Source organism: Pseudomonas lundensis (genome assembly GCF_015377145.2).
In the GTDB taxonomy this organism is placed as follows: Bacteria; Pseudomonadota; Gammaproteobacteria; order Pseudomonadales; family Pseudomonadaceae; genus Aquipseudomonas; species Aquipseudomonas lundensis.
Genome location: NZ_CP062158.2, coordinates 4,027,211 through 4,051,181, shown reverse-complemented (window position 1 = coordinate 4,051,181; position 23,971 = coordinate 4,027,211). Strand labels below are relative to the sequence as shown.

The window sequence follows — 23,971 nt, the reverse complement described above, 5'->3', positions numbered from 1 at the left end:
TACTCCGCGAGAAATCAAAGATGTAACCAACGATTGCTGAGCCAAGTTTAGGGTTTTCTCAAAACCCAAAGATGTTTGAACTGAAGAGTTTGATCATGGCTCAGATTGAACGCTGGCGGCAGGCCTAACACATGCAAGTCGAGCGGTAGAGAGGTGCTTGCACCTCTTGAGAGCGGCGGACGGGTGAGTAATACCTAGGAATCTGCCTGGTAGTGGGGGATAACGTTCGGAAACGGACGCTAATACCGCATACGTCCTACGGGAGAAAGCAGGGGACCTTCGGGCCTTGCGCTATCAGATGAGCCTAGGTCGGATTAGCTAGTTGGTGAGGTAATGGCTCACCAAGGCTACGATCCGTAACTGGTCTGAGAGGATGATCAGTCACACTGGAACTGAGACACGGTCCAGACTCCTACGGGAGGCAGCAGTGGGGAATATTGGACAATGGGCGAAAGCCTGATCCAGCCATGCCGCGTGTGTGAAGAAGGTCTTCGGATTGTAAAGCACTTTAAGTTGGGAGGAAGGGCATTAACCTAATACGTTAGTGCTTTGACGTTACCGACAGAATAAGCACCGGCTAACTCTGTGCCAGCAGCCGCGGTAATACAGAGGGTGCAAGCGTTAATCGGAATTACTGGGCGTAAAGCGCGCGTAGGTGGTTTGTTAAGTTGAATGTGAAATCCCCGGGCTCAACCTGGGAACTGCATCCAAAACTGGCAAGCTAGAGTATGGTAGAGGGTAGTGGAATTTCCTGTGTAGCGGTGAAATGCGTAGATATAGGAAGGAACACCAGTGGCGAAGGCGACTACCTGGACTGATACTGACACTGAGGTGCGAAAGCGTGGGGAGCAAACAGGATTAGATACCCTGGTAGTCCACGCCGTAAACGATGTCAACTAGCCGTTGGGAACCTTGAGTTCTTAGTGGCGCAGCTAACGCATTAAGTTGACCGCCTGGGGAGTACGGCCGCAAGGTTAAAACTCAAATGAATTGACGGGGGCCCGCACAAGCGGTGGAGCATGTGGTTTAATTCGAAGCAACGCGAAGAACCTTACCAGGCCTTGACATCCAATGAACTTTCCAGAGATGGATTGGTGCCTTCGGGAACATTGAGACAGGTGCTGCATGGCTGTCGTCAGCTCGTGTCGTGAGATGTTGGGTTAAGTCCCGTAACGAGCGCAACCCTTGTCCTTAGTTACCAGCACGTAATGGTGGGCACTCTAAGGAGACTGCCGGTGACAAACCGGAGGAAGGTGGGGATGACGTCAAGTCATCATGGCCCTTACGGCCTGGGCTACACACGTGCTACAATGGTCGGTACAAAGGGTTGCCAAGCCGCGAGGTGGAGCTAATCCCATAAAACCGATCGTAGTCCGGATCGCAGTCTGCAACTCGACTGCGTGAAGTCGGAATCGCTAGTAATCGTGAATCAGAATGTCACGGTGAATACGTTCCCGGGCCTTGTACACACCGCCCGTCACACCATGGGAGTGGGTTGCACCAGAAGTAGCTAGTCTAACCTTCGGGAGGACGGTTACCACGGTGTGATTCATGACTGGGGTGAAGTCGTAACAAGGTAGCCGTAGGGGAACCTGCGGCTGGATCACCTCCTTAATCGACGACATCAGCTGCTCCATAAGTTCCCACACGAATTGCTTGATTCATTGAAGAAGACGATAGAAGCAGCTTTAAGCTCCAAGCTGATAGCTCACGCTAACAGTTACAAGCTCGAAATTGGGTCTGTAGCTCAGTTGGTTAGAGCGCACCCCTGATAAGGGTGAGGTCGGCAGTTCGAATCTGCCCAGACCCACCAATTTTGTATGGGGCCATAGCTCAGCTGGGAGAGCGCCTGCCTTGCACGCAGGAGGTCAGCGGTTCGATCCCGCTTGGCTCCACCATAAACTTGCTTCTGCATCGTAAAGCTTAGAAATGAGCATTCCATCAGATGATGGTGAATGTTGATTTCTGATCTTTTGATTAGATCGTTCTTTAAAAATTTGGGTATGTAATAGAAAGATAGACTGAATGACACTTTCACTGGTGTTTATTCAGGCTAAGGTAAAATTTGTGAGTAATTGCAAGTTTTCGGCGAATGTCGTCTTCATAGTATAACCAGATTGCTTGGGGTTATATGGTCAAGTGAAGAAGCGCATACGGTGGATGCCTTGGCAGTCAGAGGCGATGAAAGACGTGGTAGCCTGCGAAAAGCTTCGGGGAGTCGGCAAACAGACTTTGATCCGGAGATGTCTGAATGGGGGAACCCAACCATCATAAGATGGTTATCTTGTACTGAATACATAGGTACAAGAAGCGAACCAGGGGAACTGAAACATCTAAGTACCCTGAGGAAAAGAAATCAACCGAGATTCCCTTAGTAGTGGCGAGCGAACGGGGACCAGCCCTTAAGCTGTATTGATGTTAGCGGAACGCTCTGGAAAGTGCGGCCATAGTGGGTGATAGCCCTGTACGCGAAAACATCTTTGCAGTGAAATCGAGTAGGACGGAGCACGAGAAACTTTGTCTGAATATGGGGGGACCATCCTCCAAGGCTAAATACTACTGACTGACCGATAGTGAACTAGTACCGTGAGGGAAAGGCGAAAAGAACCCCGGAGAGGGGAGTGAAATAGATCCTGAAACCGTATGCGTACAAGCAGTGGGAGCCCACTTTGTTGGGTGACTGCGTACCTTTTGTATAATGGGTCAGCGACTTATTTTCAGTGGCAAGCTTAACCGAATAGGGGAGGCGTAGCGAAAGCGAGTCTTAATAGGGCGTCTAGTCGCTGGGAATAGACCCGAAACCGGGCGATCTATCCATGGGCAGGTTGAAGGTTGGGTAACACTAACTGGAGGACCGAACCGACTACCGTTGAAAAGTTAGCGGATGACCTGTGGATCGGAGTGAAAGGCTAATCAAGCTCGGAGATAGCTGGTTCTCCTCGAAAGCTATTTAGGTAGCGCCTCATGTATCACTGTAGGGGGTAGAGCACTGTTTCGGCTAGGGGGTCATCCCGACTTACCAAACCGATGCAAACTCCGAATACCTACAAGTGCCGAGCATGGGAGACACACGGCGGGTGCTAACGTCCGTCGTGAAAAGGGAAACAACCCAGACCGTCAGCTAAGGTCCCAAAGTTATGGTTAAGTGGGAAACGATGTGGGAAGGCTTAGACAGCTAGGAGGTTGGCTTAGAAGCAGCCACCCTTTAAAGAAAGCGTAATAGCTCACTAGTCGAGTCGGCCTGCGCGGAAGATTTAACGGGGCTCAAACCATACACCGAAGCTACGGGTATCACGTAAGTGATGCGGTAGAGGAGCGTTCTGTAAGCCTGTGAAGGCGAGTTGAGAAGCTTGCTGGAGGTATCAGAAGTGCGAATGCTGACATGAGTAACGATAATGGGTGTGAAAAACACCCACGCCGAAAGACCAAGGTTTCCTGCGCAACGTTAATCGACGCAGGGTTAGTCGGTCCCTAAGGCGAGGCTGAAAAGCGTAGTCGATGGAAAACAGGTTAATATTCCTGTACTTCTGGTTATTGCGATGGAGGGACGGAGAAGGCTAGGCCAGCTTGGCGTTGGTTGTCCAAGTTTAAGGTGGTAGGCTGGAATCTTAGGTAAATCCGGGATTCTAAGGCCGAGAGCTGATGACGAGTGTTCTTTTAGAACACGAAGTGGTTGATGCCATGCTTCCAAGAAAAGCTTCTAAGCTTCAGGTAACCAGGAACCGTACCCCAAACCGACACAGGTGGTTGGGTAGAGAATACCAAGGCGCTTGAGAGAACTCGGGTGAAGGAACTAGGCAAAATGGCACCGTAACTTCGGGAGAAGGTGCGCCGGTGAGGGTCAAGCATTTACTGCGTAAGCCCATGCCGGTCGAAGATACCAGGCCGCTGCGACTGTTTATTAAAAACACAGCACTCTGCAAACACGAAAGTGGACGTATAGGGTGTGACGCCTGCCCGGTGCCGGAAGGTTAATTGATGGGGTTAGCTAACGCGAAGCTCTTGATCGAAGCCCCGGTAAACGGCGGCCGTAACTATAACGGTCCTAAGGTAGCGAAATTCCTTGTCGGGTAAGTTCCGACCTGCACGAATGGCGTAACGATGGCGGCGCTGTCTCCACCCGAGACTCAGTGAAATTGAAATCGCTGTGAAGATGCAGTGTATCCGCGGCTAGACGGAAAGACCCCGTGAACCTTTACTATAGCTTTGCACTGGACTTTGAATTTGCTTGTGTAGGATAGGTGGGAGGCTTTGAAGCGTGGACGCCAGTTCGCGTGGAGCCATCCTTGAAATACCACCCTGGCAACTTTGAGGTTCTAACTCAGGTCCGTTATCCGGATCGAGGACAGTGTATGGTGGGTAGTTTGACTGGGGCGGTCTCCTCCTAAAGAGTAACGGAGGAGTACGAAGGTGCGCTCAGACCGGTCGGAAATCGGTCGTAGAGTATAAAGGCAAAAGCGCGCTTGACTGCGAGACAGACACGTCGAGCAGGTACGAAAGTAGGTCTTAGTGATCCGGTGGTTCTGTATGGAAGGGCCATCGCTCAACGGATAAAAGGTACTCCGGGGATAACAGGCTGATACCGCCCAAGAGTTCATATCGACGGCGGTGTTTGGCACCTCGATGTCGGCTCATCACATCCTGGGGCTGAAGCCGGTCCCAAGGGTATGGCTGTTCGCCATTTAAAGTGGTACGCGAGCTGGGTTTAGAACGTCGTGAGACAGTTCGGTCCCTATCTGCCGTGGACGTTTGAGATTTGAGAGGGGCTGCTCCTAGTACGAGAGGACCGGAGTGGACGAACCTCTGGTGTTCCGGTTGTCACGCCAGTGGCATTGCCGGGTAGCTATGTTCGGGAAAGATAACCGCTGAAAGCATCTAAGCGGGAAACTTGCCTCAAGATGAGATCTCACTGGAACCTTGAGTTCCCTAAAGGGCCGTCGAAGACTACGACGTTGATAGGTTGGGTGTGTAAGCGCTGTGAGGCGTTGAGCTAACCAATACTAATTGCCCGTGAGGCTTGACCATATAACACCCAAGCAATTTGCGTCGAAAGGCCAGATTGCGGTGTGTGAAGACGATACAAACCGAAAGTTTGCACCTCACAAAACACCACTCTATTACATACCCATTCGCTGGAACGTTGACCGTAAGGTAAACGCACCGGCTACAGAATTTCTTGACGACCATAGAGCATTGGAACCACCTGATCCCATCCCGAACTCAGCAGTGAAACGATGCATCGCCGATGGTAGTGTGGGGTTTCCCCATGTGAGAGTAGGTCATCGTCAAGATTAAATTCCAAAATCCCTGTCTGCTCACGCAGACGGGGATTTTGTTTTTGTGCCTGAAAAAGAGCCTTCAGGTTATCTCTGCTGTACTCCCTCATCCCCAATCCTGCACGCTTCCCGGCTTCCCGGCTTCCCGGCTTCCCGGCTTCCCGGCTTCCCGGCTAGTTTCGTCCCCCTCCACCTAAAGTCCTACAAATAGGCAGCGTCATTTCGTAGTTCGCACACTAGAATAGGCGCATTCATTTTCAAGCCAGAGACTCCTTATATGCCAGATCCGGTTGACGCCCGCAGGGTGTCAGATTTACCGCTGGACGAGTTAGTGGCCTGCCATGAGTGCGATCTGTTGATGCGTAAGCCGCATCTCGCCCTCGGTGAAAAAGCTCAATGCCCGCGCTGTGGTTATGAGCTCTACGCCCATCGCCATAACGTCGTAGAACGCAGCCTTGCACTCGTTATCGCCGCATTGCTGTTGTACGTCCCCGCGAACTTTTTGCCCATCATGCAACTCAATCTGTTGGGCCAAGCGACTCAAGACACTGTCTGGAGCGGTGTGGTCGGCCTGTTCGACACAGGCATGCAAGGCATCGCCGTGGTTGTGTTCTTATGCAGCATGGGGATTCCGTTGCTCAAGCTGCTGTGCCAACTGGCAGTCTTACTCAGCATTCGCTTGAATATCGGTCGCTCCTACGGATTGCTGATCTACAGGATTTATCACCACTTGAAAGACTGGGGCATGCTCGAGGTGTACCTGATGGGCGTGTTGGTGGCCATTGTGAAGTTGGCTGACATGGCAGAGTTAAGCCTGGGCCTGGGCTTGACGTGCTTTGTGAGTCTTTTGCTGGTACAGGTCTGGTTGGAGGTTGTCATGTCACCTCATCAGATCTGGCAGGCCCTTTCAGGGGAGGACACTCATGCGTGCGATTGATGCGGGCATTTTGATATGCGCCGAGTGCCACGAGTTGAATCGGCAAGACGCGCAAGCTGACGAGCAAACCTGTACCCGTTGCGGGGCATGGGTGCATGCACGTCGCCCAGACAGCCTGATGCGCACCTGGGCGTTACTGCTGACGTCCGCCATTCTGTACATCCCCGCCAACCTGTTGCCCATCATGACCGTCAGTTCGCTCGGTCAGGGATCTCCGAGCACCATCATGTCCGGCGTCATAGAGTTGGTGCAGCACGGCATGATCCCGATTGCCGCTGTGGTCTTTATCGCCAGTATTCTGGTGCCAACGTTCAAACTGGTGGGCATTGCCTTGCTGCTGTTCTCGGTGCAGCGCCGCCAGCCTTTATCGGCCCGCCAACGCATCATCATGTACCGGTTTATCGAATTCATTGGCCGTTGGTCGATGCTGGATATTTTCGTCATCGCCATCCTGGTGGCGGTGGTCAACTTTGGGCGAATAGCCAGCGTCGAGGCCAATCTCGGCGCTGTGGCCTTTGCCAGTGTGGTGATATTAACAATGCTTGCTGCTGTTACTTTTGATCCCCGACTGATTTGGGATAACACGGAGTCGGACGACGACCATGAGTGATTTACCTACCGCAAAAACCCGCCCGGCTTCTAACTGGTCGGCCATCTGGATTCTTCCCCTGATCGCGCTGGTTATCGGCGGCTGGTTGGGATGGCGTGCCTACAGTGAAACCGGCATCAACATCCAGGTGCGATTCGAAAGCGGGGAAGGGATCGTCGCCAATAAGACCGAAGTGGTCTACAAAGGCATGCCTGTGGGTAAGGTAAAAACCTTGGCGCTCGATGAGGATGGTCCTAGCAAAGGGGTGATTGCCACCGTTGAGATGGACAAGGATGTTGAGCGTTACCTGAGAACCAATACCCGTTTCTGGCTGGTCAAACCCAGCGTCACATTGGCTGGTATTACGGGCCTTGAAACCCTGGTATCGGGTAACTACATCGCTGTCAGCCCCGCCGATGGCGAGCCCACACGCAAGTTCAAGGCCCTGTCGCAAGAACCGCCTCTGTCGGATGCCAAGCCGGGTCTGCACTTGACCCTTAAAGCCGAACGACTCGGGTCGCTGAACCGGGGCAGCCCAGTGTTCTACAAGCAGATTCAGGTCGGCCAGGTCAAAAGCTACGTGCTGTCTGAAGACCAGAGCACCGTGGAGGTCAAGGTTTACATTGAACCGACCTACGCCAATCTGGTACGCAAACACACGCGTTTTTGGAACGCCAGTGGCATCAGCATTGACGCCAACTTGTCCGGGCTGAAGCTGCGCAGCGAATCGCTGGCCAGCATCGTCGCCGGCGGGATTGCCTTCGCCACCCCTGAAAACCGCCAGGACAGCCCGCCAACGGATCCCAACCTGCCGTTCCGTTTGTATGAAGACTTCGACGCCGCTCAGGCCGGTATCAAGGTCAAAGTTAAACTCAGTGACTTTGAAGGCCTGCAAGCTGGCCGCACGCCCGTTATGTACAAAGGTATCCAGGTGGGCAGCCTGAAAGGCCTGAAGGTCGACCCAGATCTCACTAGCGCAAGCGCAGAACTGGCCCTGGATCCGCTGGCCGAAGACTATTTGGTCGAAGGCACTCAGTTCTGGGTCGTCAAACCTTCGATTTCGCTGGCCGGTATCACCGGGCTTGAAGCCTTGGTCAAAGGTAACTACATCGCGATTCGGCCGGGCGACAAAGGCAGCAAGCCGGAGCGTGAGTTTGTTGCACGTCCCAAAGCGCCGCCCCTTGACCTGCGCTCACCGGGCCTGCACATGGTGCTGTTCACCGATAACCTCGGCTCACTCGATGTAGGCAGCCCGATCCTCTACAAGCAAGTCAAAGTCGGTTCGGTGCAAAGCTACCAGTTCTCGCGCACGAAAAAGCAGCTGATCATTGGCGTGCACATCGAGAAGGAATATGAAGGCCTGGTCAACGGCTCCACCCGTTTTTGGAACGCCAGCGGGGTCACCTTGACAGGGGGCTTTACCGGCGGCATTCAGGTTAAAAGTGAGTCCCTGCAAAGCTTGATGGCAGGTGGCATTGCCTTCGAAACCCCTAAAGCCGCGGCCCCCCTGCAGAAACGTATCCCGCGTTTCCGCCTGTTCAAAGATCGCGACGCGGCCATGGAGCAAGGTGTGCCGGTCACCATCAAAGTCGCGCGGGCAGACGGCTTGAGCAGCGGCTCGCCCATTCGTTTCAAAGGCCTCACCGTGGGTAAAATTGAAAGTGTCGACCTGAGTGATGACTTGCAGTCAGTCCTGCTTCAGGCCCGCATTACTGAAGTGCCCGAGCGCATTGCACGGGTGGGGACCCAATTCTGGGTGGTCAAACCCGAGTTGGGCCTCATGAAAACCGCCAACCTCGAAACCCTGGTGACAGGCCAATACCTTGAGGTGCAACCCGCGCCGAAAGACCGTGGCCCGCAAAGTCATTTCGTCGCCCTCGATCAGGCGCCTGACGCCACCGTGCCTGAAGCCGGGTTGCGCCTGGTGTTGAGTGCCGCACGTCGAGGCTCCCTCAAAGAAGGCGTGCCCGTCACCTACCGGGAAGTCACCGTGGGCAAAGTCACGGGCTATGAGCTGGGCAACACGGCAGACCGCGTGCTGGTTCATATCCTGATTGAGCCCCGTTATGCACCGTTGGTGCGCAGCGGCAGCCGGTTCTGGAACAGCAGTGGGTTCGGTGTCGACTTCGGGCTGTTCAAAGGGGCAACGATTCGTACGGAATCGCTCGAAACCCTCGTACAGGGTGGTATCGCGTTTGCCACACCGGACGGTGACAAAATGGGCAACCAGGCCCGCCCGCAACAGACTTTCCCGCTCTTCGACAAATTTGAAGAGGAATGGCTGCAGTGGGCCCCCAAAATACCGCTCGCAAAGTGACCTTATAAGCTCGCCGTTTAACTAGGCACCCTCCAAAAGGCCGCGATCATTCGATGATCGCGGCCTTTTTGCATTGTGCGTTTCCTGCTGTCTGCTGCTTCCTCTACCTATTTGAAATTGTTCAGAGAATTCCTACGTCAGATTTAAGTACGGTGCGGTAACTTCATATCAGTTTTCACCGACGGGGGTTTTAACTTGGGAATGTAAAGAAACGGAGTTCTTGTGTTTTTCCTTTGTTTTAGAAGTGCGGTAAAACTCGCAGGTCTGGGTGAGCAACTTCACGGTTGTTTAATCTGAAGTGCGTTATATTTTTGCCCGGTATTAATAAGTAAGGAGACTACGGGTAAAAGGCCGGCCTTTCAATAAGAGCTGTTTCGGTTCTTTTATTAATTAAATGGGAATACACGAATGAAGTACGTACTTAAATCTGCTTTGGCTTCTATGGTCTTGCTGGCGGGCTCGGCCTCCATTGCACAAGCAGCAGGCGCGGGGTCGGGCACTGTCACGTTCGAGGGGGCGATCATTGAAGCGGCGTGCTCTATCAAGCCAGAAAGCGTTGATCAGACCGTCAGCCTGGGTCAGGTCGCCAGATCGCAGTTGGCAGATGGCGGTTACGCTGATCCAGAACCCTTCTACATCAAGCTTGTAGGCTGTGACACCAGCACCCTTAAGACCGTGACCACCACCTTTACCGGTGCCGAGTCAGCTGCTGTTCCTGGCGCGCTGGGGATTGTCGGTACAGCCAGTGGCGCAGGCATCATGATGCGCGACGGTACCGGTACGCAAATCGTGCTCGGTACAGCGACCAAGCCACAAGCCCTGCAGGATGGAGACAACCAATTGTCCTTCGGCGCTTACTTGCAAGGCAGCACCGCAACGGATGCTGTCAAACCTGGCAAGTTCACAGCCGTTACTAACTTCTCATTGGCTTACCAATAAGTACTTGCCCTGCCACCGCAAGGTGGCAGGGCTAAGTTAATGGGATCAACAACGTGAAAGCACTTTCACCGGCAGCTCTTGCAACGTCACTTGTTCTTTTAACGCTGTCTGTTAATACGGTGCTCGCCGCAGGACAAGGCAGCGGTATTGTCAGGTTGGGTGGAGAAATCATTGATACGGCCTGCACCCTGGATACCGGCAGTGCCTTTCAAGTTATAGAAATGGACCCGGCACCTGTAGGGCGACTTATTCGTGAAGGTGAAGGCGATCCGCATCCGTTTACCTTGCGCTTGGTGGGCTGCTCGCTGACCCGCTACGACCCCGATCACATCGGTGAGCGGCTGCCCGACTGGCAGCATGTCAGGGTGACTTTTGAAGGCGAGCCCGATCGAGAAGGGCGTTCGTTTGCGGCGACAGGGACCTCGCAAGGGGTTGCGCTGCACATCATCGATGCGCAGGGCCGCGAAAGTTTGCCAGGCGTGCCGATGCCGCTGGTTCCATTCTCTGCCACCAAAGATCAGGTGCTTCATTACACCCTTCGCTTGGTCGGCAATGACCAACCCATGTCTGTGGGTAGCCACAGCGCGGCGGTGCGTTTCAGGCTGGAGTATTACTGAATGAATGGGTTGTATGCCCTGCTGAGTCCTTCAGCAGTCAAGGCATTGTTGCGCCCGGGTTTTGTGGGCGGCCTGATGTCGATAACAAGCGCAGCGTTGGCTGCGGAGATTCAATTCAATACCGATATTCTGGACTTGAACGATCGCACCAATATCGACTTGTCCCAGTTTTCCCGCAGTGGCTTCATCTTGCCGGGTGTGTACCCGATGACTGTGCAAGTGAACGCGCAACACCTGCCCGAGCAACGCGTGGAGTTTTTACCGCCCGACGATGACCTCAAAGGCAGCGCAGCATGCCTGACGCCCGAGTTGCTGGATCAGTTTGGCCTCAAAGAAGAAAAACTGGCCCAACTCACGTGGTGGAAAACGGCCAAGTGCCTGGACCTCAGCAGCTTGCCCGGCCTGGAAGTCAGTGGCGACCTGAGCACCTCAACCTTGCATGTCTCATTGCCTCAGGCGTATTTGCAATACACCGCCCAAAACTGGGATCCGCCCTCGCGCTGGGATGAAGGCGTGCCCGGTCTGTTGGTGGATTACAACCTCACCGCGCAGTCCATTCATCAGGACGACAGCGACTCGCGCATGGGGTTGAGCGGTAACGGCACCGTGGGAGCCAATGCGGGCCCATGGCGGCTGCGTGCCGACTGGCAGGGAAGGGTCGATAACGACAGCACCCGGCGCACTCAGAATCTGGAATGGAGCCGCTTTTATGCCTACCGGGCATTGCCTGCACTCCAGGCGCGCCTGACGGTGGGTGAAAACTACCTTTATTCGGATGTGTTCGACAGTTTCCGTTTTACCGGCGTGGCCTTGACGTCCGATGACAGTCAACTGCCTCCCAATTTGCGGGGGTACGCCCCGGAAGTGGTCGGTGTGGCTAAAACCAACGCCAAAGTCATCATCAGCCAGCAAGGCCGCGTGCTGTATGAAACGCTGGTAGCGGCCGGGCCGTTTCGCATTCAGGACTTGAACGATGCCGTCACGGGCACACTCGATGTGCGGGTCGAGGAGCAGGACGGGTCGGTGCACACCTTCAAGGTGGACTCTGCCAGCATTCCCTACCTGACGCGTCCCGGCACCGTGCGCTACAAGTTGGCCAGCGGGCGGCCGTCTGCGCTGCACGGCGGCAACGAAGGCGACTTCTTTGGCACAGGGGAGTTTTCATGGGGGATCAGTAACGGTTGGTCACTGTATGGCGGCGCACTGGGCGACAACAGCTACCGGGCTCTTTCACTGGGGCTCGGCCGTGATTTATTGGCGTTTGGGGCCGTGTCGCTGGATGCCACCCGTGCCAGCACCCAATTGCAGGATGAAACGCTGTCGGGTGCGTCCTATCGCCTGAGTTACTCCAAAAGCTTTGCCGAATACGACAGCCAGATCACGTTTGCCGGCTACCGCTTTTCCGAAAAGAACTACATGAGCATGAGCGAATACCTGGACGCGCGTCATTACGGTGGCCCGGTCGGTGGCAGCAAGTCGCTGTACACCGCGACGTTCAACAAGCAGTTCCGGGACGCGGGCGTATCGGTATTTCTCAACTACAGCAATCAGTCCTATTGGGACCGCCCTGACCAGAAACGCTGGAACCTGTCACTGGCGCGCTATTTCAATGTGGGCGCGATCAAAAATGTCAGTTTCTCGCTGAACATGTTTCGTACCCAAGAGCGCGATCAGCCCAGCAGTGACGGGGTTTACCTCTCACTCAGCCTGCCGTTGGGGCGCACGGGGTCGCTGTCCACAAGTGCCAACCGGTCACAAAACAAAAACAGTTATTCGGCGCGCTTCAGTGATCGCCTGAATGACCGTACCCACTATCAGCTCTCGGCCAGTAACACGTCGGTCGGTGGGTATTTGAGCCATACGGGTGATCTTTCCGATGTCGATCTCACCGTCGGTCTTGAGGAAGATAACTACACCAGCTTCAGCCTTTCCGCACGGGGCGGAGCGACAGTCACTGCCAACGGTGGAGCGCTGCATCGTAGCAGCAGCATGGGCGGCACACGCTTGATGGTGGACACCCAAGGCGTGCCAGGCGTACCGGTTCGCGGTTACGGCAGCCCGACGCGCACCAATGCCTACGGTAAAGCCGTGATAGCGGACATCAGCAGTTACTACCGAACCGGTGCCAGCGTTGACCTGGAAAACCTGCCCAAGAATGTCGAAGCCACGCAGTCCGTGACCCAACTCACCCTGACCGAAGGGGCGATCGGCTACCGCTCGCTGGATGTAATCGCCGGCGAGAAAGCCATGGCCGTACTGCGCATGCCCGATGGCAAGGCGCCGCCTTTCGGCGCCACGGTGAAGAACGCCCGCCAACAAGACACCGGCATTGTGAATGACGGCGGCAGCGTCTACCTGAGCGGCATTCAGCCGGGCGATCAGATGATCGTCAGTTGGGGAGCGGACGAGCAATGCACGCTCACGCTTCCGGCATCTCTTCCAACGGACGGCCTGAGTTCTGAACTGAAGTTGCTCTGCCAGACCGGCACCGCCAAGAACGCTGTTGCGCCTCCCCCTACCGTGGGCACCCCTGACGACATGGAGAAGAAAAACTCATGAGTAACCCAACACGCTGTATGCCGCTGGCTCTGGCCGTTCTGACCGGGTGTTTGACGCTCCCGGCGCAGGCCGCCATCGGCCTTGACCGAACCCGGGTGATTTTTGACGGGGCCAAAGATGCGGTGAGCATGAACATTGCCAATAACAACACCGAGCTGCCCTATCTGGCGCAGGGTTGGATCGAAGATGAACAGGGCAACAAGATCACGTCGCCCCTGACAGTACTGCCGCCTGTGCAGCGTCTGGAGCCGGGCAAGCACAGTCAGGTCAAAGTGCAGGCGTTGCCGGGGGCCAAGTTGCTCGCTCAGGACCGGGAAACGGTTTACTACTTCAACCTGCGAGAGATTCCACCGCGCAGCGATAAAGCCAATACGTTGCAAATAGCGTTACAGACGCGCATCAAACTGTTTTATCGCCCCGCGGCCATCATTCCGAGCCAGCAAGAACTGGCCAACCCCTGGCAGGAAAAACTGACCCTGACTCGCCAAGGCAACCAGTATCAGGTCAATAACCCGACGCCTTACTACGTCACCCTGGTGGATGCGCGCAGCAGTAAAGAGGGTAAAACCGCTGAAAACTTTGAACCGATCATGGTGCCGCCCAAGGGTTCATTGACGCTGGGGCCAAGTGCCACTGCGCTTGGCGCGACCCCCTATCTGACCTACATCAATGACTATGGCGGTCGCCCCACACTGGCGTTTTCCTGTAATGGCAATAATTGCGCGGTCGACCTCAAAGCGTCGCCGGGCAATGAATAACCGCAGCGACAGGAGACCCTCATGAGACCTTGTTCAATCATGGCCTGGGTGAGCCTGGCGCTGAGCGCACAGGTTCAGGCCGTCGATGAAGAACCCGCGATGACCTTCGACGGCATGTTGGACATTCGGGGGTCTTTGCACCATGCCCCCTGCATTCTGGAAATGTCATCGGCCTATCAAACCGTGGATTTGGGAAACGTCCCGCGCAGCTACCTGCAACGCCCTGGAGACATGGCGCCGCCCGTTGCGTTTCAGCTGCGTTTTATGGAGTGTCGCCGCATTGCCGGGGGGCTGCCCGATGCCCGCACCTCCACATTGGTCTGGAGCCCCTATGAGCCGGTGCTGTCCGTGGCATTTGTCGCGCCCGCCGACCCGGACAATCCAACACTCGTGCAGGTAAACGGCGTCACGGGCATGGGGTTACGCCTGACCGATGAACGCGGCCGCGACGTGCGCTTGGGCGCTTGGGGCGCGCCGTTGTTCCTGACCCATGGCAGCGATGTCGTGACCTGGCATGTACAACCCACTCGAACCTCCGCCCCCTTGACCAATGGCGCCTTCAAGGCTGTGGCCGATTTCAGGCTCAACTATGACTAATCGACCCCTGATGCCTAACGCCGCATCCGCCTGTGCATTGTTAATGTGCAGCGCACTGTTATTGACCTGTGGGCAAGCGGTGAGGGCGGACGTCAATGTGACCATTCGAGGCACCATCGTGGCCCCGCCGTCCTGTGTGATCAACGGCGGTAGCACGTTGACCGTGCCGTTTGGCGACAACTTGCTCACCACCCGGATCGACGGCATCGAGTATCGCCGCGCGGTGCCGTACACCGTGACCTGCACGGGCAGCCCTTCAAATGCCATGACGCTGACACTCACCGGTTCAGGCGCCGCATTTGATGCGCAGTCCTTGGCGTCCAACAACCCGGATCTGGCGATCAGGCTGTACATCAATGGCGCGTCCTGGCCGCTCAATACAAGTGTGAAATTTACCTACCCGACCCTGCCCGTGATGGAAGCAGTGCCTGTCAAAAAGACCAACAGCACGCTTAAGGGCGGGGCGTTTTCTGCGGTGGCAACCTTGGTGGTCGCGCAGCAATGAGAAGGAATGTGTGATGAGAATCTGCAAACAACTTTCACTCTTGGTGGTCTGCGCCGCCGGGTTTAACGCCGGTGCCTCAGCCAACCTCGCCTTCACCGGCACCTTGGTTGAGCCTCCGCTGTGCACCATCAATAACGGGAACACCCTGACCATCGACTTCAAGGATGTAGGCGTCAATAAAGTCGATGGCATCAATTATCGGCAACCGGTGAACTACACCATCACCTGTGCGGGCAGCACACTGCCCTGGGAAATGATTTTGACCGTCAAAGGGACCGCCACCTCATTTGAACCCTCAGCGGTGCAAACCAGCGTGACAGACCTTGGTGTGCAACTTCTGCAAAATGGCCAGCCCTTTACACTCAACACGCCCATGGTCATCAATCCTGCTTCACCGCCCGCACTGGAAGCCGTGCCGGTCAAACGCCCCGGCACGACATTGAGCGCAGGCGGCTTCAGCGCAGCGGCCACGTTGCTGGCTGAATACCAGTGAGGGGAAGAAGCATGATGTTTGTACGCCCGGCCAGCGGTTGGCGGCTGGTTGCTGCTGCATGGGTATGGGGGCTGTCTATGATGATGGCCGATAAAACGCCCGCGGCGGATAACCTGAACTTCGTTGGCAATCTGGTGGCACAAGCGTGTTCGATTCGGCCCGGAGACGAGGCGATTGAACTGTTGTTCGATGACCAGTCCAGCCACTACCTCTATATCAATACCCGTACCCAAAGCGTGCCGTTTTACATTCACCTTGTCGGCTGTGATACCAGCATTGCCAACACCGTCACCGCCCTTTTTAGCGGGGTTGAAAACACTGAATTACCCGGCCTGCTGGCGCTTGCAACAGGCAGCCGTGCGCGCGGCATTGCAATCGGGCTTGAAAGCGCTGCAGGCCAGTTGTTGCCGTTAAATGTGACCAGCGATCCGTTTGTGTTGGCCGATGGCGATAACGTCATGAGCTTTCAGGCGTATGTGCGCGGCGAGCCCAAAGCGATAGCCAACCACACGATCCGGGCAGGGCGCTACAGCGCTGTTTCAACCTTTATGCTGGTTTACCCTTAACTTTCTAATCACGCATGCTGTTGGTTCAAATGAAGATAAATAACGTCACGATCCGGTGTTTGGGGGCTGTGTGCTTGCTGGGCATAACACCGTTCTCGAATGCCTGGAACTTGGTGAGCAAAGCCAATTCCGATCCGCATCCTATTGCATGGGATTTCATCAGCATTTCAGGCTCCGCCAGCGTCTTTGATAATGGCGTGCCCAATCAATATGTGGGCAATGTGAACTGTGGCTCAGGTTATTCGCAGTGCAGGTTTGGGCCAATGATCCTCAGTTTGCCGGGTTCTTACTTTCCTTTAGGCTGTGAACCTGTGTCGGGGGGTGGGCCGGCTTGTTATAACAATGCTGACACCGGTGTCATCGTAAAAAATGGCATACCTTGGGACGAGGCAATCAGTGCGTGGAGCAAGCGTTTTGGTTCGACAGTGTCTCGACCAAATGCTTACGCCTACTACACGTTTTCAAAGTCGCTCTGCACGCTGTGGGGCAATTATTCAACGGCGTATATAAATGTCACGACCGGCTCAATGAGTTGTGGCGGTATCCCCTCACTTCCTAATCAGTGCACGGTCAGCGGTGGTGCCGTGGATTTGAATCATGGGCTTTTAAATACAGGCGAAATTACAGGTAAAAACGTAGAAGTTGCCCGACAAGTTAGCTGCACGCGGCGCACCTCGATTAAATACACGGTTTCGCTCGGTAATCCGGTTGATTTGGGGAATGGCATCAGCAGTTTAATTACCGTCAACGGGGTTGCGGCGGGGCAGTCCATTACGCTGCCTGGGGGATCATCTTCACTGCGGATTGCTTCAACACTGACGGATAAAGGGGCTATCCCCGGTGCGTTTTCCAAAACGGTCGTCTTGATTCAAAGTTTTTTGTAAAGCTGTCATGGCGGGGTTGTCGCACACTCTTTATTTGAAAGCGGGTTGATCTGTTTACTGACGTCAGCAACGTTTATGCCTTGCTCACTGCTTATGTATGAAGTTTCAGACAGATTTATCGGAAGTTTATGCGGCGGGTTGAAAGTGTAGTGCAGGGGTGAGTAAAAATACTTACCGTAATGGTTGGCGCGAGTATCGTGTGCTTCTATAGTCTAAAAAGTGCGCTGCGTGGCAATGGTTCGGCACCGACGAGCTATTGTATTCAGGCATTTTAAATACAGAAGCCTAAGCAGTTGTTTAGCTTATTAATAAGGTCGAGTGGTCTTCACTGCTTTAAAAGAAGCACTGTCTGGATCTTTGGCGCACGACAAACAGAGCGTGTTCAACCAGATGAAACTGAACATTTTTTTAGCGTTTTTGTTAGGCCTGAATGCGCCTTCAATCGGCGCGTGGAACCTTGTCAGCAAGGTCAACGCTGACGCTCGTGGCCTGCCAGGCGCCGAAACCCTTGTCTCGGTAGCATCCGGTACCGCGAGTGCCTATCCGACAGCAGGCAACCCGTATCCGGGAAACGTTATATGCCTGAATGCCACGACGTGTCAGTTCGGGCCAATTTCTGCCAGCAGGCTTTACAACAGTCAGCGAACAATGACGGTGATGGGCTGCACCTCGTATTACAACTGCGGCGGGCAGATTACCGACACCAATGTGACGGTAAACACAGGCATGACCTGGGAAGAGGCAATTAAAGCGTGGGTCGACAAGCATGGAACGAGTGTCACCCGAACTCACGCCTATGCCTACTCAACCGCGACGGGATGGACGACGCAAATTTGCGCCGCTTGGGGCACCTATGGCGCCGCCTATTTCATGATGCCCGGGACAGATTCTTGTGCCACGCCACCCATACCGCCCAATCAGTGCGATGTTCTGGGCGCCAGCGTGGATCTGAATCACGGCGTGTTGAAAGTTGGAGAAATCACCGGCTCTACAGCCCAGGCGACACGACAGGTGACGTGTACGCAATCAGCGAATGTGCGCTATCTCGTGTCTGAAGGCAATCCAGTTGCTGTAGGGCTGGGCGTCAGTACAACGTTGACGGTAAACGGCGTGAAAGCAGGTGACATGATAAAGCTGCCAGCGGGCACTTCGAGCCTGAGCATTGCCTCAACGCTGACGGACAACGGCGCACAAGCCGGTGAGTTTTCAAAAACAGTGGTGTTGATTCAAAGTTTTATGTGAGCGGGTTCCGTCGCTCCCTTAGGGCGCGTCACATAATCTGGCGCAATGCTGGATGCTTTCAAAGAAGGGCGCTTATCAAGGTCAGACGTATATCGCTGCTCATAATCTTGATGGGGTCTTTCACGCGGTATTTACGATTTATCTACAGCGGTTCACCTTGGGTGAGCGGCCAGCAGGAGCAACGATGAAATATATAATCGGCGTATGTTTGACGTTTTTCATGCAAACACTCTTGGCCTCGGATTGTCGAGTCGACGGCGGCCGGTGGATATGGATACCGACCCACAAAGTCGTCGACGTGCGCGTGCCCGTTAAAATCACTCCCGGTTCAAGGCGCATTCTGTTGGATGGTTATACTCTGGAGTGCATCTTTTCTTATGACAGTGGTCTTCCCGCTTCGGCCAGGGATTATTGGCATACCACCTTGAATGGCGTTGAGCCGGGCCCAAAACTAATGGGCCATACATTAGGACTTAATATTCATAACGTCGACTACGATGCCCCCGTCCGGCCGGGGATTCATATTGCGACCATGTATAACAATCATGTGCCCGCCAATATGCGCACGTATATGTACATTCTCAACCGGGGCGACCCCTCTAATCCCATTAATATTCGATATAACGATCTCATCGGAACCATACTCTTGAGACAAACCAATAATACGGGTAAGCCTCCGGTGCCGGTGGTGCGCATTAATTTGATTGCGAACAACAGCCTGATCATTGAGCCCTCAACGTGTACGATCAATGGCAATCGGGCAATTGATGTGAACTTCAATCAAGTGGACCCCGCCGCCATCGGTGAAAGTTCTGCCAGCACATCGGTCACCAGAGTCGTGCGTTTAAATTACTCTTGCCCCAACCCAGGCATAACAATGCCCATCACCATCACCTTCAAAGGGGCTTCATCGGCTTTCAATTCCGGGCTGCTGCACATGAGCAACCCGAATCTGGCGACGGGCTTGTTACGGGGCGGCGTGCAAATAGGGCCCAATCAAGCTTTCCGAACCAACCTCTACAACAGTTCAGGCGCGGACGATGTGACCTTCGCCCTGGTGCGTAAAAGTGCCACCACCCCGGCCAGCGGGAACTTCACCGGCAGCGCCACACTGGTGATGGGGTTGCCCTGACAGGCGCCTCAAACCCGATACACCTCGATCACTTCCAGCACCTGGGCCATGGCCTCGTATTGTTCATCCACCCGTTGGGCCAACTGGCTCCATTCAGGGCTGAGGCAGGCCTTTTCCAGCTGCTCGCAGCAGTGGGCCAGGTGGGTGGCCTTGATCATGCGGGCGCCACTTTTAACTTTGTGCGCAATTTCGCTCATGCCCGGCAGATCGTTTTTGGTGAACGCATTCAATAGCCCGCCCATGTCGTCTTCCAGGCTGTCGATCAAAGGCTCAAGCAAGTTTTTCAGGGCGTTGGCATCTCCGCCGGTCAAATGCTCCAGCGCTTCAAGATCAATGAGCGGTGTACCCCCCGCATCATCCTGCTCGTTCTGCACATTGATGGGCGCCCGCTCAGCGCTGGCCAGACGGGCCTCCAGGCTGTGCAAGCTGATGGGTTTGAACAGGCAGTCATTCATACCCGCCGCCAGACAACGTTCGGCTTCTCCAATCTGGGCGTTGGCGGTGAAGCCGACAATCAAGATGGGAGCGTTATTGGCTGCCGCTTCTTCGGCCCGGATGGAACGGGTCATCTCGTAACCATCCATGACGGGCATGGCGCAGTCGGTCATGATCATGTCGAAATGACGGCTGCGCCAGATTTTCAAGGCTTGCGCGCCGTCTTCGGCTTCTACCGCCGAGTGGCCTAAATACCCCAGTTGTTGGGTCAGTAACTTGCGGTTGGGCGGGTAGTCATCGACCACCAAGACGTTGAGCGGCCGCGCATTGCTTGACGGCAAGCGCGGGGCTGGCGCGACAGGTGTTTGCGACAGCAGCGTCACAATGTCGAACTGCATCGTGATGCACGTGCCTTTGCCCACGGTGCTGTTGAGCGACAAGGTGCCGCCCATCAAGTCGCAAAGTTGACGGCTGATCATCAGCCCGAGCCCCGACCCGCCCGGTTTTTGCGCGCGGGTGTTGACTTGGGAAAAGGGGCTGAACAGGCGTTTTTGATCGCTGATGGAAATGCCGATGCCGGTGTCTTCAACTTGCACATTGAGTCGCAGCCGCTCGCCGTCCTCCGATCCTCTGGCCCGTACGCTCAGGCGCACCTGACCGGCATCGGTGAACTTGATGGCGTTGCTCAGCAGGTTGGACAGAATCTGTCGGAAACGCAGCGGATCAATCAATACGTCGAGGTTGATTTTGGGGTCCAGCTCGGCACTCATCTGTATCCCTTTTTGTTGCGCCATGCCCTCAAACACGCGCACGGTGGATTGCACCAGCGTCATCAACTGCGTGCGTTGCTGGTTGAGCGACATTCGTCCGGATTCGATTTGAGCGATGTCCAGAATGTCTCCGATCAGCTCAAGCAAGCCGTGTGCGGCTTCGGAAGCCACATTGATGGACGCTTTGTCCGCCACGCCTTGTTCGGCTTTTTTCATGGCCAGCTCCAGCATGCCGATCACGGCGTTCATTGGTGTGCGGATCTCGTGGCTCATGGTGGTCAGAAAATCGCTTTTGGCCAGGTTCGCCTGGTCGGCATGGTTCTTCGCTTCTTTGAGTTGTTCGACCAATTGCTGGCGCTCACTGATGTCGATCCAACCGCCGATGATGCCCATGACCGCACCATCGCTGCCGCGGTAGGGCAACACCCAGTGATAAATGGTCAGCACCTTACCGTCGGGCAGGGTCAGCGAATGATCACGCAGCACCGGGCGCCCCTCTTGCATCACCTCCAGGTAGTCGGTGTGGTAAACCCGGCGCTGGTCTTCGGGGTTGAAGGTGGACTCCAGCAGGTTTTTGCCGATCACGGCTTCGCGGCTCACGCCGAAGGCTTGCAGATACACCTCATTGCAAATCAGCAAGCGTCCCTCGCGGTCGCGCACATAGATCGGGTGCGGGGTGCCGTCGATTAAGGTGCGCATGAACGCCAGTTGGTCATTGAGGGCACGCTCGGCCTGATCGCGTTTTTGCACCAACCCCCGCAAGTAGGCAATCCACACCACCCCCACAGTCAGCACGCCCAACAGCATCAGCGTCACTTTGATCACCGTCGAGCGATTGCGTACCCAGTAACGATTGTCCAGCACCACAGCGCTTTGCCAGCGGTTGGTCAGGGTGTCCATTTCCTCGGGGGAGATACTGGTCAGTGCTTTGCCCAGAATCGAGTACAGCTCCTGCGCGTCGGGGTGGATGGCCAATGCGAACTGGGCAGGGGCGACCCCGACGGTGCTGCGGATGCGCAGGCGTCCGCTGTACTGCTGCTTGATCAAATAACGGGCACTGATCAATGAGTTGATGGCACCGTCCACCTCACCTTTGGCGGCCATGGCCAGCGCGTGCGCCGAGTTGGGCGCGGACACCAGATTGACCTTGGGATAATTTTGCTCAAGGTAGGTCTGCATCAGGCTATCGGTCACCAGCGCCACGCGTTTGCCTTGCAGCTCATCGAGGGTGGCAGGGCTCCCGGGTTTCAATGGCGTGACCAATACAAACGGCGTGGTGAGATAGGGTTTGGTAAAGCGCAGCACATCTTGCCGGTTGCTACTGGGGGTAAATGCCGGTGTCAGATCGGCTTCACCCCGGCTGATCAGTTCGGTCAACTGGCTGACGGAAGGGCTGCGCACCAGATCAAACTTGAGCCCGGTGCGCACACTGATTTTGGCCAGCAAGTCCGCCGCCAGGCCGCTGAACATGCCATGTTCGTCATAAAAATTAAACGGCAGAAAATCCTCTGTAACGGCGACTTTCAGGCGCGGGTTTTGGTCAATCCAGCGTTGTTCGGCGGGGGAAAAGTGCAGCGGCCCGCGGCCCTCGAATTTCATGCCGCTGACGCCCCAGCGGCTCAGAATCGCGTACTGCTCATCGCTGGGGATGCGCGCCATGGCCGCATTGATCAGCCGCAGCAAACGCGGGTTGGGGTGATGCACGGCAAACGAAAAGGGATGGCCTTCAAGGCTGGAGAAATCCTTGAGGTACACGTTGTTCAAGTAGTTTTTGTTGATCAGGTAATTGGTACTGATCGCGTCCCCCAGATACAGGTCGGCCTGACCAAACGCCACGGCGCCGATGGCGCTGAGGGTTGAGGCGTATAACTGCACGTCGGCTTGCGGGTAAGCGGCTTTGACCTCCTCAACCGGCTGGTAGTGATACAGCATGGCCAGCCGCAGGCCATTGGGCAGCGCTTTGGTCCTCGGGTCATCGCCCATCCGGGTGACCAATACTGGCGTGTCCAGCGCATACGAGGAAGAAAAGACCAGTTGTGGATCAGCCATTTCATACCCGTTGGCGGTCCCCAGCAGGTCGATTTCACCCCGTTTCAACGCCGAGATCACGTCGCCCCGGGACGCGTAGCGACGCACCTTGAACGGGACTTGCAGCAAGTGGCTGAGCAGGCCGGCATAGTCCGCTGTCACCCCTTCAAAGTAATCACTGCCGGTGGAGATATCGAAGGGGGCGTAGTCCGGGGCGGAAGTGCCCAGCGTCAGTGCCGCTTTACCGGTTAACCATTGCCGGTCGCCTTCGCTCAGGTCCAGTGGCAGGACGTCGATGTGCGAGCGGGCCAATAACTGCAAATCAACAGGATCGGCCTGGCAGACAGACGTTATGCACAGCGACAAACAGAAGAAAGCATATCGCCGGGCTGACACGGTTTTCATTCGACCAAGTTATTGCGCTTGGCAAACTCGGCCAGGTACACCACCGATTTAATGTTGAGTTTGTTCAGGACGCGGGTCTTATACGTACTGACCGTTTTTTCGCTCAACAACATGGTTTCAGAGATTTTTTTATTCGAGTAACCCGACACTAAATATTGAAGTGTGCGCAGCTCACGGTCAGACAGTTTTTTTATAAGTTGTAGGTCGCTGGGTTTGTCATTGTCAGCAGTTGCGACATTGGCATCGGGGTCATTTAAATAAATACGGCCACTCATCACATGATTGATGGCCTGGGTCAGCGCATCGACATCTTCTGTTTTTTCAATGAAGCCGATGGCCCCCGCGCGTATACACCGATCTGCGAAAAACGCAGAGCCCTTGGACGTCAGAACCAATACTTTGATGGGCAAGCCGAGAATATTTAATCGCTTCAACACTTCGAGCCCATCGAGCTTGGGCATCGACAGATCAAGCACGATCAAGTGCGGTACATGAGAGCGCGCCAGGTCTAATGCTGTTGCACCATTGTCGGTTTCAGCAGCGATCTGGAAGTTGGCTTTTTCAAGTACCAATCTGACTATTCTTCGAATAAAGGGATGGTCGTCTACGATAAGGGCTTTACGCATGATTTCTCCTACAACTTCTCAAGAGTTCCTTGTAGGCTTTTGTCTTCAATGCTCACAAGTTGTGAAAGCAAAGCGCTTTTTAATGTTGCAAAGTTTAAACGTTATTTCAAATCATAAACATAGTTAATATTCGTGAGATGCCATTTTGAGCGTGCGCTGGCCTGTGGGTGAATGCGTTGGCACGCGAGTTTCCAGTTGTTGTTTTTCCTTTGTGTTTCAGAGAGTTCTTAATGATTTTTTAGAGTTTGCCGTTTGATTGCGCTGTAGTTGGTAGGAATTTTCTGAAATTTAAAATA

At 54.9% G+C, this 23,971-nt stretch carries 16 protein-coding genes, 2 tRNA genes and 3 rRNA genes; 19 read left to right on the top strand and 2 right to left on the bottom strand.

The features are described 5' to 3' along the window. Positions 1-77 precede the first annotated feature (77 nt). The 19 genes from IF654_RS19100 (at position 78) to IF654_RS19010 (ending at position 19,411) form a co-directional block, all read left to right on the top strand. Positions 78-1,614, top strand: a 16S ribosomal RNA gene (locus IF654_RS19100). A 122-nt stretch (positions 1,615-1,736) separates the two neighbouring features. Next, positions 1,737-1,813 (top strand) — tRNA-Ile (locus IF654_RS19095). Positions 1,814-1,822: 9 nt separating this feature from the next. Then, positions 1,823-1,898, top strand: a tRNA-Ala gene (locus tag IF654_RS19090). A gap of 235 nt (positions 1,899-2,133) precedes the next feature. Beyond that, positions 2,134-5,025: ribosomal RNA gene (locus IF654_RS19085) — 23S ribosomal RNA — on the top strand. Between the two features lie 150 nt (positions 5,026-5,175). After that, positions 5,176-5,291: ribosomal RNA gene (gene rrf / locus IF654_RS19080) — 5S ribosomal RNA — on the top strand. Together the 16S, 23S and 5S rRNA genes with 2 tRNA genes alongside form the textbook arrangement of a ribosomal RNA operon. A 262-nt stretch (positions 5,292-5,553) precedes the next feature. After that, positions 5,554-6,213 carry a paraquat-inducible protein A gene (locus IF654_RS19075; protein ID WP_047273281.1) on the top strand — a complete coding sequence of 220 codons (660 nt, stop codon included), beginning with the start codon at positions 5,554-5,556 and terminating at the stop codon, positions 6,211-6,213. Further along, the gene (locus IF654_RS19070) at positions 6,200-6,823 is read left to right on the top strand and encodes a paraquat-inducible protein A (RefSeq protein WP_047273282.1); all 624 of its coding nucleotides are present in this window, start codon (positions 6,200-6,202) and stop codon (positions 6,821-6,823) included. The genes IF654_RS19075 and IF654_RS19070 overlap by 14 nt, the downstream gene beginning before the upstream one ends. After that, positions 6,816-9,119 (top strand): PqiB family protein, encoded by a 2,304-nt coding sequence (locus tag IF654_RS19065; protein WP_048375521.1) that lies wholly within the window; start codon positions 6,816-6,818, stop codon positions 9,117-9,119. Before IF654_RS19070 ends, IF654_RS19065 begins: the two co-directional genes overlap by 8 nt. Before the next feature lie 408 nt (positions 9,120-9,527). Continuing rightward, positions 9,528-10,058 carry a fimbrial protein gene (locus IF654_RS19060; protein ID WP_047273284.1) on the top strand — a complete coding sequence of 177 codons (531 nt, stop codon included), beginning with the start codon at positions 9,528-9,530 and terminating at the stop codon, positions 10,056-10,058. A gap of 53 nt (positions 10,059-10,111) precedes the next feature. After that, complete coding sequence (locus IF654_RS19055) at positions 10,112-10,675, top strand: fimbrial protein (RefSeq protein WP_052892137.1); 564 nt, start codon at positions 10,112-10,114, stop codon at positions 10,673-10,675. Beyond that, positions 10,676-13,234, top strand: coding sequence for an outer membrane usher protein (locus IF654_RS19050; protein ID WP_094988396.1), 2,559 nt, complete (start codon positions 10,676-10,678; stop codon positions 13,232-13,234). 17 nt (positions 13,235-13,251) lie between these two features. Beyond that, entirely contained in the window at positions 13,252-13,992 is a 741-nt protein-coding gene (locus IF654_RS19045; protein WP_230683818.1) for a fimbria/pilus periplasmic chaperone, read from the top strand. 21 nt (positions 13,993-14,013) lie between these two features. Next, positions 14,014-14,589 (top strand): fimbrial protein, encoded by a 576-nt coding sequence (locus tag IF654_RS19040; protein ID WP_047273286.1) that lies wholly within the window; start codon positions 14,014-14,016, stop codon positions 14,587-14,589. Next, positions 14,582-15,094, top strand: a complete 513-nt coding sequence (locus tag IF654_RS19035) for a fimbrial protein (protein ID WP_371057809.1) — start codon at positions 14,582-14,584, stop codon at positions 15,092-15,094. The genes IF654_RS19040 and IF654_RS19035 overlap by 8 nt, the downstream gene beginning before the upstream one ends. Positions 15,095-15,107: 13 nt before the next feature. Next, positions 15,108-15,587: a fimbrial protein gene (locus tag IF654_RS19030; protein WP_047273288.1), complete on the top strand. Its 480-nt coding sequence runs from the start codon at positions 15,108-15,110 to the stop codon at positions 15,585-15,587. An 11-nt stretch (positions 15,588-15,598) separates the two neighbouring features. Continuing rightward, positions 15,599-16,153 (top strand): fimbrial protein, encoded by a 555-nt coding sequence (locus IF654_RS19025; RefSeq protein WP_230683733.1) that lies wholly within the window; start codon positions 15,599-15,601, stop codon positions 16,151-16,153. 113 nt (positions 16,154-16,266) lie between these two features. Next, positions 16,267-17,037 (top strand): MrpH family fimbial adhesin, encoded by a 771-nt coding sequence (locus IF654_RS19020; RefSeq protein ID WP_143518679.1) that lies wholly within the window; start codon positions 16,267-16,269, stop codon positions 17,035-17,037. Between the two features lie 318 nt (positions 17,038-17,355). After that, positions 17,356-18,279 carry an MrpH family fimbial adhesin gene (locus tag IF654_RS19015; protein ID WP_095022840.1) on the top strand — a complete coding sequence of 308 codons (924 nt, stop codon included), beginning with the start codon at positions 17,356-17,358 and terminating at the stop codon, positions 18,277-18,279. Between the two features lie 184 nt (positions 18,280-18,463). After that, the gene (locus IF654_RS19010; RefSeq protein ID WP_179291974.1) at positions 18,464-19,411 is read left to right on the top strand and encodes a fimbrial protein; all 948 of its coding nucleotides are present in this window, start codon (positions 18,464-18,466) and stop codon (positions 19,409-19,411) included. Between the two features lie 8 nt (positions 19,412-19,419). Here the strand turns inward: IF654_RS19010 and IF654_RS19005 are convergent, their stop codons facing one another. Beyond that, positions 19,420-22,956 (bottom strand): ATP-binding protein, encoded by a 3,537-nt coding sequence (locus tag IF654_RS19005; protein ID WP_230683732.1) that lies wholly within the window; start codon positions 22,954-22,956, stop codon positions 19,420-19,422. Positions 22,957-23,045: 89 nt separating this feature from the next. After that, on the bottom strand, positions 23,046-23,675 hold the full coding sequence (locus IF654_RS19000) for a response regulator transcription factor (RefSeq protein WP_047273290.1): 630 nt from the start codon (positions 23,673-23,675) through the stop codon (positions 23,046-23,048). Positions 23,676-23,971: the final 296 nt, after the last annotated feature.